Below are 16110 nucleotides of genomic sequence, written 5' to 3'. Positions count from 1 at the left end.
GTTCAGAACCGGGTTTCCGATCCCTCGACTTGGGATCGCGCCAGGGCGGGCCGGATTGGCGGCCGGTCTTTTGCGGCTCCGGCCGTCAGCCCATCCTGTCCCACAGGGGCGTGCACATGCGCCCGACGCGATGCTCGATCGCAACGCAGGCATTGACGATCAGATCCTCGCGCCAGCGCCGGCCGACGATCTGGACATTGATCGGCTGCGGCCCGGCCGGCAGTTCGGCCAATCGGGTCGGCAGGCAGCCCGCCGGCAGGCCCATGAAATTCATCGCATAGGAATACAGGGCCGATCCCAATACCTCTTGCACGCCCTCTACGCCCTGGGTGTCGCGGTCCGGCGCAAAGAACGGTTGCGGCAGGAACGGTGTCAGCACCAGCGGATAGGTTTCCAGCAACAACGACCACTCGCGGGCGTAATGGCTGCGCCGGGACATAGCCTGCAACAGGTCCTCGCCCTTGAAGGGGGGGAACAGTTCGAAATAGGTTTCGAAAATTCCGTTGATCGTGGGCGATCCGTTGCGGCGCACTTCGGGTTCCAGCAGCGCCAGCACCTCGCCCATCAGCGCGCGATAGCCGTCACGCCCGGCGTCGCGCAGCAAGGGCGGGTCGATCTCCTGCACCACATAGCCGGCATCGGTCAACGCATCGCGGGCCGCGTCCAGCGCCTTTTCGACCTCGGGATGCAGATCGAATTCATAGGTCTGCTTGGTAAATCCGACGCGAATCGGTCCGTCCAGCAGGGCGCCGCGATAGGGCAGGGGCACGTGGAACGGGTCGCGCGGGTCCGGGGCCATCGCGGCGGGCATCGACAGGTGCAGATCGGCGGCCGAGCGGGCGATCAGCCCCTGTACCGACATCGCCTGGGCCAGCATGCCGCGCTCGGCCTTCTGGCTGGGGTTCCAGGCCGGGATGCGGCCGAGACCGGGTTTCACAGTCACCGCGCCGTTGGCGGCGGCCGGAAACCGCAGCGAGCCGCCGATATCGTTGCCATGCGCCAAGGCACCGATCCCCGCCATCACCGCCGCACCGGCCCCCCCCGACGAGCCGCCCGCCGACACGTGTTTCCCCCAGGGATTGTGAGTGCGCCCAAATAGCGGGTTGTCGGTGTCGGCCCGAAACGAGAATTCCGGCGTGTTGGTGCGCCCGATGATCACCGCGCCGGCCTTTTTCAGGTTGGTCACCACCGGCGCGTCATCCGGGGCGATCAGGTCCTTGTCGGCGGTCACACCGTTGCTGGTGGCGTGACCCTGCTGATCGACATTGATCTTGATCGTGACCGGGACCCCGTGCAGCGGACCGGTCGGCGTGATCTGGGCATCCAAGGCTGCCGCCTGACGCAGCGCCTCATCGCCCAAATCCTCGACCACGGCGTTCAGATCGGGGTTGACCTGGTGCATCCGCGCCAGGGCCGCCTCGGTGGCCTGTACGGCCGTCAGTCTTCGGGCGCGGATCGCGGTGCTGATTTCCGCGGCGCAGAGTTGCCAGGTCGGGCGGTCGGTCATGCAATCCTCCTTGTTTCAGGGCAACCTAAACAGCGGCGAGACGTACGCAAGCGAAACAACCCTTCCGGTGGTTCGGAAATTGTCGGTCGTGGTATTCCAGGCTAGACTGGCGGTCGATTTCAGCTTTGGTTTTTCAGCAGGGGTGCCGCGCGCATGGCGTATTACAAATCCATCAAGGACTATCCGCCGGGGACCGACGCGCCCGGCCAGAGCGGCTGGATCGCGCAGGGTCTGCTGCGCCTGCGCGCCGATCTGGCGGATCAGATCGGAGACCAGCGCCGCGCCAATTCGCTGATCATCGGATCGTGGAACATCCGCGCCTTTGACGGTGGCCGCAGCCGGCTGGACGAAAGCTATCACTATATTGCCGAGATCATCGACCATTTCGATATCTGCGCGGTGCAGGAGATCAAACCCGATCTGGGGCCGCTGAAACGGCTGATGGCGCTGCTGGGCGGCAACTGGGACTATTTCGTGACCGACGTGACTGCCGGGGATGGCGGCAACGACGAACGCATGGCGTTTCTCTACAACCGCAACCGGGTGTTCTTTCGCAATCTGATCGGCGAGGTGGTGCTGCCGCGCGAGGCGCTGATTGACGGCGAGCAGATCGCGCGGTCGCCGTTCTTTGCCTCGTTTCAGGCCGGCTGGTTCCGGTTCACCCTGTGCACCGCGCATATCCGCTTTGGCGACGATCATGGCCTGCGCGCGCGCGAGATCTCGATCCTGGCGCAGATGCTGGCCGCGCGCGCCCGGAACGAAGAAGAGGTCTATATCCTGCTGGGCGACATGAACATCGAGACCAGCGAAGACGCGATGATGGCGGCGCTGAAGGGGGCGGGGTTTCACGTACCGGATTTCGGCGCGACCAACCTGGGCGGTGACAAGCTGTTCGATCAGATCGCCTTTTCCGGTCAGGGTGACCGCACGCGGCTGTTACGGCGCGGCAAGTTCGACTGGCGCGGCGCGGTGTTCCGCCCCGGCGACATGGCGGATTACGAACAGATCGCCCGCGATATCCGCAGCCGGCCGGACACCGGCAAGCCCTATGCCAACTGGCCCGGCACCTATCCGGGCTGGACCACGCATGAGATGTCCGATCACCTGCCGATCTGGATCGAGATCGAGGTGGATTATTCCGATGACTACCTGTCGGGCATCGCGTCGGCCACAGGCGGTTAGGCCGCAGCCTTTTCCGGGGCGGGGCAAGAGAATGCGGGCTTCGGAAGGACGGGTTCGCAACAATTTGCAGAGGGGAGCGGTCAGATTGCGGGGGATGTGAACGCATCCGGCCCGCTTGGGGGATTGCAGCTATTGAGACCCCGGCAGTGGCGCGCCTTATACAGGCGGCCCGGCGCATCCAGGGCTGCGGGGCCCCGGATTGCGGTGTCCGCATCCGGGGCTTTGGCGCCGTCAGCCGTAATGCGCGACCGGCGTGCCGGCGATGGCGGCCATGTTCAACAACCCGCGCGCGGTGATCGAGGGCGACACGATATGCGCCTTGTTGCCCATGCCCATCAGGATCGGCCCGACCTCGAGCCCGTCGGCCTTCATCTTGAGAATGTTGCGCACGCCGCTGGCGGAATCCGCGGCGCCGAAAATCAGCGTGTTGGCCGCGCCCTGGAGCCGCGAATTCGGGAAGATGCGTTCGCGCAATTCCGGGTCGAGCGCGGTGTCGACATTCATCTCGCCCTCATAGACGAAATCGCGCGGTTCGCTGTCCAGGATGTCGATCGCCGCGCGCAGCCGGTTGCCGGTGTCGAACGCCTGGTTGCCGAATTGCGACTGCGAGCAAAAGGCGATCTTGGGTTCGATGCCGAAACGGCGCACATGCCGGGCCGCGCCCAGGGTGATCTCGGCCAGTTCCTCGGGGCTGGGCCGCAGATGCACATGGGCATCTGCGATGAACAGCGGGCCGTCTTCGAGGATCATCAGCGACAGGGCGCCATGCGGGCGCAGATCGCCGTGGCCCAGGATCTGGTTCACGTAATTCAGGTGCCAGTTGTATTCGCCGAAGGTGCCGCAGATCATGCTGTCGGCCTCGCCCCGGTGCACGGCGACGGCGGCGATGGCGGTGCTGTTGGTGCGCATGACCGCCTTGGCGATGTCGGGTGTCACGCCGCGGCGCTGCATCAGCGCATGATAACTGGTCCAGAAATCGTAATAGCGCGGGTCGTTTTCCGGGTTCACGATCTGGAAATCCCGCAGCGGCCGGATGTCCAGCCCCAGACGTTCGCAGCGCTGTTCGATCACCTCGGGGCGGCCGATCAGAACCGGGGTTTCGGTGGTCTCTTCCAGCACCGCCTGCGAGGCGCGCAACACGCGTTCGTCCTCGCCCTCGGCAAAAACGATGCGGCGGCTGGAATTCCGCGCGGTCTCAAAGACCGGGCGCATCAGCAGCGCCGACTTGAACACGCTCTGTTTCAGGCGCTCTTGATAGGCTTCGAGATCGTCGATGGGGCGGGTCGCCACGCCGCTGTCCATGGCGGCCTTGGCGACCGCCGCCGAAACCACGGCGACCAGACGCGGGTCAAAGGGTTTGGGGATCAGATATTCGGCGCCAAAGGTCAGTTGCTCGCCGCTATAGGCCGCCGCCGCCTCGGCGCTGGTCGTGGCCCGGGCCAGTTCGGCGATGCCGTCGATGCAGGCCAGCTGCATCGCGTCGTTGATTTCTGTGGCTCCGACATCCAGCGCCCCGCGAAAGATGAACGGAAAGCACAGGACGTTGTTGACCTGGTTGGGAAAATCGCTGCGTCCGGTGGCGATGATCGCGTCGGGCGACACCTCGCGGGCGGCGTCGGGCATGATCTCGGGGGTCGGGTTGGCCAGGGCAAAGATGATCGGCCGCGCGGCCATCTTGCGGACCATCTCGGGTTTCAGCACGTTTGGCCCGCTAAGGCCCAGGAACATGTCGGCGCCGTCGATTACCTGATCCAGGCTCCGCAAATCCGAGTCCTGGGCAAAGGACGCCTTTTGCGGATTCATGTCTTCGGTGCGGCCCTTGTAAACCAGCCCGTGAATGTCGCACAGCCAGATGTTCTCGCGCTTGACGCCCAGCTTGACCAGCATGTTCAGACAGGCGATGCCGGCGGCTCCGCCGCCGGTGCTGACGATCTTGATGTCCTCGAATGCCTTCTTGGCCACATGCACTGCGTTGGTGGCCGCGGCGCCGACCACGATCGCGGTGCCGTGCTGGTCGTCATGAAAGACCGGGATGTTCATGCGCTCGCGGCAGATCTTTTCGACGACGAAACAGTCGGGGGCCTTGATGTCCTCAAGGTTGATGGCGCCAAAGGTCGCCCCCATGGCACAGACGATCTCGGCCAGCTTTTCCGGGTCGGGTTCATCCAGTTCGATGTCAAAGCAATCGATATTGGCGAATTTCTTGAACAGGACCGCCTTGCCCTCCATCACCGGCTTGCTGGCCTCGGCGCCGATGTTGCCCAGACCCAGAACCGCGGTGCCGTTGCTGACCACGCCGACCAGATTGCCCTTGGTCGTGTACCGCGCCGAATTCGCCTTGTCGGCCTGGATCTCCAGACAGGCCTCGGCGACGCCTGGCGAATAGGCGCGCGACAGATCCCGGCCATTGGCCATCGGTTTGGTTGCCCGGATTTCCAGTTTTCCGGGCTTTGGGTATTCGTGATAGAACAGCGCCGCCTGACGCAAGGTCTCGTTTTCGGACATGCCCGGGACTCCTCTGAGGTATAGTTTAGGCCTAAACTAATCCGCAGCGCGGGGGCAACTGCGAAAATGACGCGCGTCTGCGGCACCGCGAAAGCTTGCAAAATACCGGGTTGGCCGCCACTGTTGCGCAAACGCTTCGGGATCCCATGTCTGATACCACAGCTGAAATGCGCCTGCCCACGAAAGAGTTGCGCGACGATCTTCCGTTCTTCACCGGCACGCTGGGCATGCGTCTGGACATGATTTACCCGGCGGACAATCCGCAGGTGGCGGTGTTTTCCGGTCATGGGTTGCGGCTGCGTGTCGAAAAGGACGCACCAGAATCTCCGGGCACGATCCGCATTCTGACCGACGACCCCGCAGGTTTTGCCGGCGGTCAGCGCGCTTTGGTCGCCCCCAACGGCACCCGGATCGAAATCGCCGAACGCAATCCGCCGCTGGTGCTGCCGGAAACCCAGCACTCCTTTGTAGTGCGCCGGCTGGCCGACCAGGCACCCTGGATCATCGGCCGCGCCGGGATGCAGTATCGCGACCTGATCCCCGATCGCTTGGGCGGGTCGATCATCGCCTCGCATATCCGCATTCCCGACGGCGGACCGGTGCCGGACATGGTGCATTTCCACAAGGTCGGGTTCCAGCTGATCTTTTGCTATCGCGGCTGGGTCGACGTGGTCTACGAGGATCAGGGCGGTCCGCTGCGCCTGACCGCCGGCGATTGTTTCATCCAGCCGCCGGAAATCCGCCACCGGGTGCTGACGGCCAGCGACAATGTCGAGGTGATCGAGATCGGCGTGCCGGCCGAACATGTGACCGAGATCGATCACCAGATGGAACTGCCAACGCCGTATCTGCGGCCGGATCGCCAGTGGGACGGTCAGCGGTTCGTGTTCAATCAGGCCAAGGACGCGACCTGGGCGCCGTTTCGACTGCCGGGCTATCTGGCGCGCGACACCACGATCGCTGAAAACACCGGGAACGTCGCCAGCGTTCAGGTGGTGCGGCGCGGCACCGGCGTCCCGGTCTGGGCGGTGCATGATACCGACATCCTGTTCACTTTCGTGATGCAGGGACAGATGACTCTGCAGGGCGAGGGCCGCGAGCCGTATCGGATGCAATCCGGCGATGCCTTTGTCATTCCGCCGGGTATGAAAACCTGTCTGGCCGCCCCCAGCGACGATATCGAGTTGCTCGAAGTGTCGCTGCCCGGCCGGTTCAACACGGAATTGGAGCCCGCATGAACCTGCAAGACGCCGCCACCGCCGTTCGACAGAACGCCCATGCGCCCTATTCCGGCTTTCGGGTCGGCGCGGCGGTCCGCGCCGGGTCGGGCCGCATCTATGTTGGCTGCAATGTCGAGAACGTGTCCTATCCCGAGGGCACCTGTGCCGAGGCCGGTGCCATTGCGGCGATGGTCGCTGCCGGCGAGACCGTCCTGACCGAGGTCTATGTGATCGCCGACAGTCCGGTGCCGGTCTCGCCCTGCGGCGGCTGCCGGCAGCGGCTGGCCGAGTTCGGCGGCGGTGCGGTGGCGGTGACGATGGCCAACACCGATGGGGTAGAGCGCGTGATGACCCTGGACCAGCTGCTGCCGGGGGCTTTCAACACAGATCATATCGCCGGGCGCTGATCCGATGGATGCCCGCGCCATCATCGCCAAACTGCGCCGTCGTCAGGTGCCGGACAAGGACGAATTGGGCTGGTTCGCGCAAGGGCTGGCCGACGGCACGGTCAGCGACGCCCAGGCCGGGGCTTTTGCCATGGCGGTCTGCATGGGCGGGTTGGGGATGCAGGGGCGCGCCGCCCTGACCCGCGCGATGCGCGACAGTGGCGAGGTGCTGACCTGGGACCTGGACGGGCCGGTGATCGACAAGCATTCGACCGGCGGCGTGGGCGACTGCATCTCGCTGCTTCTGGCCCCGGCGCTGGCGGAATGCGGGGCCTATGTGCCGATGATCTCGGGGCGTGGGCTGGGCCATACTGGCGGCACGCTGGACAAGCTCGAGGCGATCCCAGGTGTCAGCACGGCGATGCCGCAGGATCGGCTGGCGGGTATCGTCGCGCGCGAGGGCTGTGCCATTGTCGGCGCCTCGGCCCGGATCGCGCCAGCCGATCGCCGGCTCTATGCGATCCGCGACGTGACCGGGACAGTGGAAAGTCTGGATCTGATCACCGCGTCGATCCTGTCCAAGAAACTGGCGGCCGGACCGGATGCTCTGGTGCTGGACGTCAAGCTGGGCAGCGGCGCCTTCATGAAATCCGCCGACCAGGCCCGCGCCCTGGCCCGGGCGCTGACCGAGACCGCCAATGCCGCCGGCTGCAGGACCAGCGCGATCATCAGCGACATGAACCAGCCGCTGGCGCCGGCGCTGGGCAATGCCTTGGAGGTGGCCGAGGTGATGCGGGTGCTGACCGAGGGCGTCGGCGACGGGCCCTTGGTGCGGTTGTCCGCGGCCTTGGGGGGCGTCGTGTTGTGCGATGCCGGGCTGTGCGACGATGTGCAGGCGGGGGCGGATCGGGTCGCCCGGGCGATCTGCTCGGGCCGCGCCGCTGATCGGTTCGGCCGGATGATTGCGGCACAGGGCGGGCCGCTGGGCTTTGTTCAGGACTGGGCGCGTTTCCTGCCCGAAGCCAATGTGATCCTCGAAGTCTCTGCCCCGGCATCGGGTTTTGTGGCGGCGATGGATGGCGAGGCGCTGGGGTTGGCTGTTGTCGCGCTGGGGGGCGGGCGTCAGGTGGAAACCGACCGGGTCGATCCCTCGGTCGGCCTGTCCGGGATGGTCCGGCTGGGTCAGCGGGTCGATCGCGGCCAGCCGCTGGCGGTGGTCCATGCCGGGCGCGAGGATGCCGCCCGGCGCGCCGAGGCGGCGGTGCGCGCAGCGATCACCGTGGGGCCGCAGCCGGCGCCCGTTCCCGACCTCATTCACGAAAGGGTGGACGCATGACACGGGCGTTTCTTGTGGTCATGGATTCCGTCGGCATCGGCGGCGCGCCGGATGCCGGGCGGTTCTATAACGGCACCGTGCCCGATACCGGCGCCAATACGGTGGGTCACATCGCCCAGGCCTGCATGGCGGGCCGGGCCGAGCGCGGGCGCAGCGGTGCGCTGCACGTTCCGAACATGGCGGCGCTGGGGTTGGGGGCGGCGGTGCGCCTGGCCTCGGGCGACAGCGCGCCGGGGCTGAGCGTGGCGCCTACCGGGCGCTGGGGCGCGGCCACCGAAACCTCGCGCGGCAAGGACACACCCACCGGCCATTGGGAACTGGCCGGCGTGCCGGTGCCGTGGGACTGGCACTATTTCCCCGACGCGGTGCCGGCTTTTCCGGCCAGCCTGAGCGAGCGGGTGGCCAGGGCTGCCGGCACCGCCGGCATTCTGGGCAATTGCCATGCCCCCGGCACCGCCATCATCGAACGGCTGGGCGCCGAGCACATGCGCCTTGGCTGGCCGATCTGCTACACCTCGGCGGATTCGGTGTTTCAGATTGCTGCGCATGAAGAGGTGTTCGGTCTGCAGCGTCTGATCGATCTCTGTGCCGAAATGGCGCCATCCCTGCATGCCATGCGCGTCGGTCGGGTCATCGCGCGGCCTTTTGTCGGCAATGCCGAGACCGGGTTCATCCGCACCCATAACCGCCGCGATTTCGCCATCACGCCGCCGTCGCCGGTGCTGAGCAATTGGGTTCAGGATGCCGGGCGCCGGGTCTATGCGCTGGGCAAGATCGGCGATATCTTTTCGATGCAGGGCATCGACGAATTGCACAAGGGCGACGATGCGCAATTGATGACCCACCTGTCCGATCTGGTGGACAGCGCCGAAGACGGCAGCCTGACCTTTGCCAATTTCGTCGAGTTCGACAGCCGCTTCGGGCATCGCCGCGACATTGCGGGCTATGCCGCCGCGCTGGAATGGTTCGATGCGGCGCTGGGTCCGATCCTGGGGCGGTTGCGAAAGGGCGACATCCTGATCCTGACGGCGGATCACGGCAACGATCCCAGCTGGACCGGCAGCGACCACACCCGCGAACGGGTGCCGGTGCTGGTGGCTGGTCGCGGCGCCGGGTCGATCGGCCATGTCGGCTTTGCCGACGTGGCGGCCAGCGTCGCCGACCATCTGGGCGTGCCGCCGCAGGGGCCCGGGCACAGCTTTTTCTGATTGTCGCATATGCCGCGCGGGTTGCGGCGGCGCCGGCGCTGCCGCACAAAGGCGGCGCATGCTCAGGGGAGAACCGCCATGTCCGAAACCGTCACCGTCGTCGATCATCCGCTGGTTCAGCACAAACTGTCCCTGATGCGCGAAAAAGGCACCTCGACTGCCGTGTTCCGGCAGTTGCTGCACGAGATCACCCAGCTTCTGGCTTATGAGATCACCCGCGAAATGCCGATGACGAAAAAACCCATCGAGACACCGCTGGAGGAAATGGATGCGCCGACCCTGGCCGGCAAGAAACTGGCGCTGGTGTCGATCCTGCGCGCCGGCAACGGCATGCTGGACGGGGTGCTGCAGCTGATCCCGCTGGCCCGGGTCGGGTTTGTCGGTCTTTATCGGGACGAAAAAACGCTGCAACCGGTGCAGTATTACTTCAAGGTGCCCGAAGCATTGCAGGACCGGCTGGTGATCGTCGTCGATCCGATGCTGGCGACCGGCAATTCCTCGGCTGCGGCGGTGGACCTTTTGAAACAGGCCGGCGCGACGAATATCCGCTTTCTGTGCCTGCTGGCCGCGCCCGAGGGCGTCGCGCGCATGCAAAAGGCCCATCCGGACGTGCCCATCGTCACCGCCGCCATCGATCGGGGGTTGAACGACAAGGGCTATATCATGCCCGGGCTGGGGGATGCCGGCGACCGGATGTTCGGCACGAAATAGACGGCCTGTCCGCCCAGTTCGAACGCGCTTCTGCGCTGGTCCTGAGCCGCGGGTCACGAAATTATTGACCGTTTGATTAAAAAATGCGTCACTTCCCGTAAATCAGAAAACAGGGGGAGACGGATATGAAAAGAAGGGCGATTTTCTCGCGCCGCGGCGTGATGGCGGGGGCGGTTTCGGCGGCGCTGGCGCTGTCGGCCGGCGCGGCTTGGGCCGAGGCCATCAAGGTGGCGGCGATCTATACGCTGCCGGTGGAACAGCAGTGGATCAGCCGCATCCACAAGGCGCTGAACGCGGCGCAGGACCGGGGCGACATCGAATACGTGTTCTCGGAAAACGTCGCCAATACCGACTATGAACGGGTGATGCGCGAATATGCCGAACAGGGGGTCAGCCTGGTCGTCGGCGAAGTTTTCGGGCTGGAACGCGCAGCGCGCAAGGTCGCCGCCGACTATCCGGATACGGCGTTTCTGATGGGTTCGTCTTTTGGCCCGGTGGCGCCGAATTTCTCGGTGTTTGATAACTGGATCCACGAACCCAGCTATCTGACCGGCATGATCGCCGGGGCCGCCACCGAAAGCAACGTGATCGGCATGGTGGGCGGTTATGCCATTCCCGAGGTGAACCGGCTGATGAACGCCTTTATGGACGGGGCGCGCACGGTCAATCCCGATGTGCGGTTCCTGGTGAACTTCATCGACAGCTGGTATGACCCGCCCAAGGCCAAGGAGAGCGCCTTTGCGATGATGGATGCCGGCGCCGACATCATGTATGCGGAACGTTTCGGCGTCGCCGACGCCGCGGTCGAGCGCGGCGTCAAGGCCGTGGGCAACGTCATCGACACGTCGGGCGACTATCGCGACACCATCCTGACCTCGGCGCTGTGGCACATGGAACCGACCATCGACAAGGCCATTGCCGCGGTCGCTGGCGGCACGTTCGAGGCCGCCGATTTCGGCCAGTACAGTTTCATGGGCTATGGCGGCGGCTCGCTGGTGATCGACGAGGCCCTGGTGCCCGCCGAGGTGGTCGCCAAGGTGCGCGAGACCGAGGCCGAAATTCGCCAGGGCATGTTCCGCGTCAACGTCAACGACGCCCCGCCCGTGTCCGACAAATGAGCGGGACAGGGCCGGCCCCGGTGGCCGGCCCGCCGGATTGCATGACATCGCCCAAAGTCCTTTCGTTAAATGCCCTGTCCAAGCGGTTCGGCCCGGTTATCGCCAATGATGCGGTCAGTCTGGACCTGCATCGCGGCGAGGTGCTGGCGCTGCTGGGCGAGAACGGCGCCGGCAAGACGACGCTGATGAACATGCTGTTCGGACATTACCTGCCCGATGGCGGCAGCATTGACCTGTATGATCAGGACGGGCGGGCGCAGCCGCTGGCGCTGGGGCATCCGCAGGCGGCTTTGGCTGCGGGCATCGGCATGGTGCACCAGCATTTCACTCTGGCCGAAAACCTGACGGCGCTGGACAATATCGCGCTGGGATCCGAGCCGCTGTTGGCGCTGCGTCGCAACCGGGGCCGCATGCGCGCCAGGGTCCAGGCGATCATGGCGCAGAGCGGGTTGAGCGCACCGCTGGACGTGCCGGTGGGGCGCCTGTCGGTGGGCGAACGTCAGCGCGTCGAGATACTGAAGGCGCTGTATCGCGATGCACGCATCCTGGTCCTGGACGAACCCACGGCGGTTCTGACACCGCAGGAGGCGGATGCGTTGTTCGAGAACATCGGCGCCATGACCCGGGACGGGCTGGCGGTGATTTTCATCAGTCACAAGCTGCGCGAGGTTCTGGCCTTTTCGCACCGCATCGCCGTGCTGCGGCACGGCGTCAAGGTCGGGGAAATGGCCACCGATCAGGCGGACGAGCGCGCCATTGCGCGGATGATGGTCGGCGCCGACACGCCGGTGACACCGCGCGCGCCGATGCAGGCCGGCGCACCGGTGCTGACCCTGCAGGGGGTCAGCGTCACCGGTCGCTCGGCCCGCGACAGCCTGTGCGCCGTCGATCTGACGGTTCGAGCGCACGAGGTCCTGGGAATCGCCGGGGTCTCGGGCAATGGCCAGTCCGCGCTGGCCGGGGTGATTTCGGGTCTGCGCCGTCCCGAGACCGGACAGGTCAGCGTGGCCGGCCAACCGATTGTGCGCCATGATCCGTTGACGATGATCCGGGCCGGGGTCGGGCGCATTCCTGAGGACCGGCATCATGACGGCATCATCGGGGCGATTTCGGTGGCCGATAACATGGTGATCGAACGGCTGGACGATCCTGACATCCAGCGTCGCGGCCTGTTGCGGCGCGAGGCGATTGCAGCGAACGCCGAACGGCTGGCTGCCGCCTATGATGTGCGCGGCCCGGGCATCGCGGCGCCGGCCCGGCTGTTGTCGGGCGGCAATATCCAGAAACTGATCCTGGCCCGGGTCTTTGAGCAAGGCCCGCGGCTGATCCTGGCCAATCAGCCGACGCGCGGTCTGGACATGGGCGCCGCCGCCGAGGTCGGGCGGCGGTTGCTTGCGGCACGCGCCCGGGGTGCCGGAGTGTTGCTGATCTCCGAGGACCTGGACGAAATCCTGGGTTTGGCCGACCGGATCATGGTGATGCATGATGGCGCACTGAGCGCCATCGATACGCGCGACCGTGAACAGATCGGCCTGATCATGGCGGGAGTACACGCATGATCCGCATCGAACCCCGCACGGCACCGCCGCGCTTTCTGACATTGGGTATTCCGGTGCTTTCGGCGCTGGTCGCCCTGGCGCTGGCGGCGCTGCCGCTGACCTTTGCCGGGGCGGATGTCGTCGCTGCCTATGGCGAAATGTTCAGGGGCGTGTTCGGATCGGTCTTTGCCTTTTCCGAGATGCTGACCCGTGCCACGCCGCTGATCTTTACCGGTCTTGCGGCGGCTTTGGCGTTTCGCGCCCGATTGTGGAATATCGGTGCCGAAGGCCAGTTGTACCTGGGTGCCATGGCCGCCGTTGCCGTTGGGGCCGGCGCGTTCGACCTGCCGGGGTTCCTTCTGGTGCCGGTCATCGTCCTTTTGGGCGCGGCGGCGGGGGCGGCCGGCATGGCGGTGCCGGCGCTGTTGAAAACCCGGTTCGGTGCCGACGAGGTAGTGACGACGCTGCTGCTGAATTTCGTGATCCTGATCTTTGTGCAGATGATGCTGGAGGGCGCGCTGAAAGACCCGATGGGGTTGGGTTGGCCGCAATCCGCGCCGATCCTGGATCAGGGGATGCTGCCGGCGCTGATGGATCGGATGCGGGTGCATTCCGGTCTGTTGATCGCTCTGGTGGCCGCGGCGGTGGCGCAATTCATGCTGGCGCGCTCGGTCTGGGGGTTTCGGCTGCGCGCCGTGGGCGAGAACGCGGCTGCCGCGCGCCACGCGGGCATCCCGGTCAGCCGCACCCTGTTCGGCGTCGCGGTCGTGTCCGGCGGACTGGCCGGGTTGGCCGGGGTCAGCGAGGTTGCCGGGCTCAAGGGCTATTTGACCGCGGATCTGTCACCGGGTTTCGGCTATACCGGTATCGTCGTGGCGATGCTGGCGGGACTGTCGCCGGCGGGTGTGGTGGTTTCGGCCCTGTTCATCGCCTCGGTCTTTGTCGGTGCCGACAGCATGAGCCGGGCGATCGGCGTATCCAGCTATCTGGCCGATCTGGTGGTGTCGATGTCGCTGCTCTGCGTGCTGATCGGCGGATTCTTCGCCCGGTTCCGGATTGTGCGCAGTATCGCAAGGCAGGCATGATGGATATCCTGCAAATCCTTCTGAGCGACTCGTTCTGGGCGGCCGCGCTGCGCATCGCAACCCCTTTGATCTTTGGCGTGCTCGGCGCGCTGCTCTGCGAGAAATCCGGTGTGCTGAACCTGGGCATCGAAGGTATCTTCGTCGCCGGCGCCATGGCCGGCTGGATGGCCGTCTGGCTGGGGGCCGGGCTGTGGGGCGGGGTGCTGGTGGCGGCGCTCACCGGGGCATTCTTTGGGTTGATCCACGCCATTTTGACGGTGCCGCTGGGGCTGTCACAGCATGTGTCGGGGTTGGGCGTCACCCTGTTTGCCACTTCGGTCAGCTATTTCGTCTATCGGACCGCGCTGCCCAATGTCAGCTCGCCGCCCCGGATCGAGCCGTTCCGGGCGCTGGACATCCCGATGTTGTCCGACCTTCCGTTTCTGGGCCCGGTGCTGTTTCAACAGACGGCACTGACCTGGCTGGCTTTGGGCGCGGTGGGGCTGGTCTGGCATGTGCTGAACCGCACCGCGCTGGGGGTTGCGATCCAGGCGGTGGGCGACAACCCCGACAGCGTCGATGCCCAGGGCTTGTCGGTCTATGGGCTGCGGATCGGCGCGGTGATGGCGGGTTCGGCCCTGATGGCGCTGGGAGGCGCGTTCCTGACCATGTCGGCCTTTGATGCGTTCTTTTTCGGCATGGTCAACGGGCGCGGCTGGATCTGCATCGCGCTGGTGATCTTTGCCAGCTGGCGGCCCGGCAAGGCCTTGCTGGGGGCGTTGCTGTTCGGGGCGTTTGACGCGCTGCAGGTGCGGTTGCAGACCGAGGTGGGCGCGCTGGTGCCCGGGCAGGTGTTCCTGATGGCGCCCTATATCCTGTCGATCTTTGCGCTGGTCGTCGCCGCGCGCCGCGCCGACTATCCCCGCGCCCTGTTGACCCCCTGGTTCAAGGGCCAACGCTGAAAGGAGAGCCAATGTTCGACTTGATCGTCAAGAACGCCACCCTGCCCGACGGACGCACCGGGATAGACATGGCCTGCGCCGACGGGCGGATCGCCGCCGTCGAACCGGGTATCGCCGCCGAGGCGGGCCAGATCATTGACGCCGCCGGACACCTTGTTGCGCCGCCTTTTGTCGATCCGCATTTCCACATGGACGCGACCCTGTCGCTGGGCACGCCGCGGATGAATGTCTCCGGCACGCTGCTGGAGGGCATCGCCCTGTGGGGCGAGCTGAAGCCGATCCAGACGGTGGATCGGATCGTCGCGCGCGCCTTGCGCTATTGCGATCTGGCGGTCGCGATGGGCATCGGTGCGATCCGCAGCCATGTGGATGTCTGTGACGATGATCTCAAGGGCGTACAGGCGCTGCTGCAGGTGCGCGCACTGGTGGCGCCCTATATCGACCTGCAACTGGTCGCCTTCCCGCAGGACGGGGTATTGCGGGATCCGACGGCCATGGCCAATCTGATCCGGGCGCTGGACATGGGGGTCGATGTGGTCGGCGGCATCCCGCATTTCGAACGCACCATGTCCCAGGGCGCCGAGTCGGTGCGCCAGCTGTGCCGGATTGCGGCCGATCGCGGGCTGATGGTGGACATGCATTGCGACGAAAGCGACGATCCCCACAGCCGCCATGTCGAAACCCTGGTTCATGAAACCCAACGATTGGGGATGCAAGGCCGGGTGGCCGGATCGCACCTGACCTCGATGCATTCGATGGACAATTACTATGTCTCCAAGCTGATCCCCTTGATGGTCGAGGCGGGCCTGCATGTCATTCCCAACCCGTTGATCAACATCATGCTGCAGGGGCGGCATGACAGCTATCCGAAACGCCGTGGCCTGACCCGCGCGCGCGAATTGCGCGATGCCGGCCTGACGGTCGGCTTTGGCTCGGATTGCGTGATGGACCCGTGGTATTCGCTGGGCCGTGCCGACATGCTGGACGTGGCGGCCATGGGCCTGCATGTCGGGCAGCTGAGCAGCCGCGTCGACATGGGCTGGTGTTTTGATGCGGTGACGGTGAATTCCGCCCGGATCATGGGCTTGCAGGACTACGGGCTGAAAAAGGGGTGTGCTGCGAACATGGTACTGCTGCAGGCGCGCGATCCGATCGAGGCCATCCGTCTGCGCGCCACGCGACTGGCGGTGATCCGCGCCGGGCGGGTCATTGCCCGTACACCAGCGCAGCGGACGCAGCTGGACCTGCCGGGGCGGCCCGCGTCGCTGGACCCTGCCGATTATGCGCCCGGCGGGACCGGCTGGTGAAGGGACCGGTCGCTGGGGGGACGTTAGCGCTATCAATTTCCGCCGCGCCGGTATATCACAGGGCTT

The 16110-nt window shown here is 65.6% G+C and carries 13 protein-coding genes; 11 read left to right on the top strand and 2 right to left on the bottom strand.

The features are described from left to right. Positions 1–85: 85 nt before the first annotated feature. Positions 86–1507, bottom strand: a complete 1422-nt coding sequence (locus ACFMPD_RS07735; protein ID WP_380993225.1) for an amidase family protein — start codon at positions 1505–1507, stop codon at positions 86–88. A gap of 153 nt (positions 1508–1660) precedes the next feature. On the opposite strand from ACFMPD_RS07735, the gene ACFMPD_RS07730 reads away from it, so the two are divergent. After that, a complete protein-coding gene (locus ACFMPD_RS07730; RefSeq protein ID WP_380993224.1) occupies positions 1661–2689 on the top strand; it encodes an endonuclease/exonuclease/phosphatase family protein in 1029 nt (342 codons plus the stop codon). A gap of 231 nt (positions 2690–2920) precedes the next feature. Here the strand turns inward: ACFMPD_RS07730 and ACFMPD_RS07725 are convergent, their stop codons facing one another. Beyond that, complete coding sequence (locus ACFMPD_RS07725; protein WP_380993223.1) at positions 2921–5194, bottom strand: NADP-dependent malic enzyme; 2274 nt, start codon at positions 5192–5194, stop codon at positions 2921–2923. Positions 5195–5340: 146 nt separating this feature from the next. Between ACFMPD_RS07725 and ACFMPD_RS07720 the strand changes: the two genes are divergently transcribed. The 10 genes from ACFMPD_RS07720 to ACFMPD_RS07675 all read left to right on the top strand — a co-directional run bounded on the left by ACFMPD_RS07720 (position 5341) and on the right by ACFMPD_RS07675 (position 16044). Further along, entirely contained in the window at positions 5341–6432 is a 1092-nt protein-coding gene (locus ACFMPD_RS07720) for a cupin domain-containing protein (protein ID WP_380993222.1), read from the top strand. Next, a complete protein-coding gene (locus tag ACFMPD_RS07715) occupies positions 6429–6821 on the top strand; it encodes a cytidine deaminase (RefSeq protein WP_380993221.1) in 393 nt (130 codons plus the stop codon). The genes ACFMPD_RS07720 and ACFMPD_RS07715 overlap by 4 nt, the downstream gene beginning before the upstream one ends. 4 nt (positions 6822–6825) lie before the next feature. Further along, positions 6826–8136: a thymidine phosphorylase gene (locus ACFMPD_RS07710; RefSeq protein ID WP_380993220.1), complete on the top strand. Its 1311-nt coding sequence runs from the start codon at positions 6826–6828 to the stop codon at positions 8134–8136. Further along, positions 8133–9344 (top strand): phosphopentomutase, encoded by a 1212-nt coding sequence (locus tag ACFMPD_RS07705; protein ID WP_380993219.1) that lies wholly within the window; start codon positions 8133–8135, stop codon positions 9342–9344. The genes ACFMPD_RS07710 and ACFMPD_RS07705 overlap by 4 nt, the downstream gene beginning before the upstream one ends. Positions 9345–9422: 78 nt before the next feature. Next, positions 9423–10055 carry a uracil phosphoribosyltransferase gene (gene upp, locus ACFMPD_RS07700; protein ID WP_380993218.1) on the top strand — a complete coding sequence of 211 codons (633 nt, stop codon included), beginning with the start codon at positions 9423–9425 and terminating at the stop codon, positions 10053–10055. 125 nt (positions 10056–10180) lie between these two features. After that, a complete protein-coding gene (locus ACFMPD_RS07695; RefSeq protein ID WP_380993217.1) occupies positions 10181–11173 on the top strand; it encodes a BMP family protein in 993 nt (330 codons plus the stop codon). A 41-nt stretch (positions 11174–11214) separates the two neighbouring features. Continuing rightward, positions 11215–12732, top strand: coding sequence for an ABC transporter ATP-binding protein (locus ACFMPD_RS07690; protein WP_380993216.1), 1518 nt, complete (start codon positions 11215–11217; stop codon positions 12730–12732). Continuing rightward, a complete protein-coding gene (locus tag ACFMPD_RS07685) occupies positions 12732–13796 on the top strand; it encodes an ABC transporter permease (protein ID WP_380993341.1) in 1065 nt (354 codons plus the stop codon). The genes ACFMPD_RS07690 and ACFMPD_RS07685 overlap by 1 nt, the downstream gene beginning before the upstream one ends. Then, positions 13796–14737 (top strand): ABC transporter permease, encoded by a 942-nt coding sequence (locus tag ACFMPD_RS07680; RefSeq protein ID WP_380993215.1) that lies wholly within the window; start codon positions 13796–13798, stop codon positions 14735–14737. The genes ACFMPD_RS07685 and ACFMPD_RS07680 overlap by 1 nt, the downstream gene beginning before the upstream one ends. A gap of 11 nt (positions 14738–14748) precedes the next feature. Then, positions 14749–16044 carry an amidohydrolase family protein gene (locus ACFMPD_RS07675; protein WP_380993214.1) on the top strand — a complete coding sequence of 432 codons (1296 nt, stop codon included), beginning with the start codon at positions 14749–14751 and terminating at the stop codon, positions 16042–16044. Positions 16045–16110 lie beyond the last annotated feature (66 nt).

Source organism: Sedimentitalea sediminis (genome assembly GCF_042687825.1).
Classification (GTDB): domain Bacteria; phylum Pseudomonadota; class Alphaproteobacteria; order Rhodobacterales; family Rhodobacteraceae; genus Sedimentitalea.
This window is presented reverse-complemented; position numbering and strand designations above follow the sequence as displayed.

Excerpts from the sequence above, each read along its gene's own strand:
- ACFMPD_RS07735 (WP_380993225.1), bottom strand. The coding sequence starts at position 1,507 with ATGACCGACCGCCCGACCTGGCAACTCTGCGCCGCGGAAATCAGCACC.
- ACFMPD_RS07730 (WP_380993224.1), top strand. The coding sequence starts at position 1,661 with ATGGCGTATTACAAATCCATCAAGGACTATCCGCCGGGGACCGACGCG.
- ACFMPD_RS07725 (WP_380993223.1), bottom strand. The coding sequence starts at position 5,194 with ATGTCCGAAAACGAGACCTTGCGTCAGGCGGCGCTGTTCTATCACGAA.
- ACFMPD_RS07720 (WP_380993222.1), top strand. The coding sequence starts at position 5,341 with ATGTCTGATACCACAGCTGAAATGCGCCTGCCCACGAAAGAGTTGCGC.
- ACFMPD_RS07715 (WP_380993221.1), top strand. The coding sequence starts at position 6,429 with ATGAACCTGCAAGACGCCGCCACCGCCGTTCGACAGAACGCCCATGCG.
- ACFMPD_RS07710 (WP_380993220.1), top strand. The coding sequence starts at position 6,826 with ATGGATGCCCGCGCCATCATCGCCAAACTGCGCCGTCGTCAGGTGCCG.
- ACFMPD_RS07705 (WP_380993219.1), top strand. The coding sequence starts at position 8,133 with ATGACACGGGCGTTTCTTGTGGTCATGGATTCCGTCGGCATCGGCGGC.
- upp (WP_380993218.1), top strand. The coding sequence starts at position 9,423 with ATGTCCGAAACCGTCACCGTCGTCGATCATCCGCTGGTTCAGCACAAA.
- ACFMPD_RS07695 (WP_380993217.1), top strand. The coding sequence starts at position 10,181 with ATGAAAAGAAGGGCGATTTTCTCGCGCCGCGGCGTGATGGCGGGGGCG.
- ACFMPD_RS07690 (WP_380993216.1), top strand. The coding sequence starts at position 11,215 with ATGACATCGCCCAAAGTCCTTTCGTTAAATGCCCTGTCCAAGCGGTTC.
- ACFMPD_RS07680 (WP_380993215.1), top strand. The coding sequence starts at position 13,796 with ATGGATATCCTGCAAATCCTTCTGAGCGACTCGTTCTGGGCGGCCGCG.
- ACFMPD_RS07675 (WP_380993214.1), top strand. The coding sequence starts at position 14,749 with ATGTTCGACTTGATCGTCAAGAACGCCACCCTGCCCGACGGACGCACC.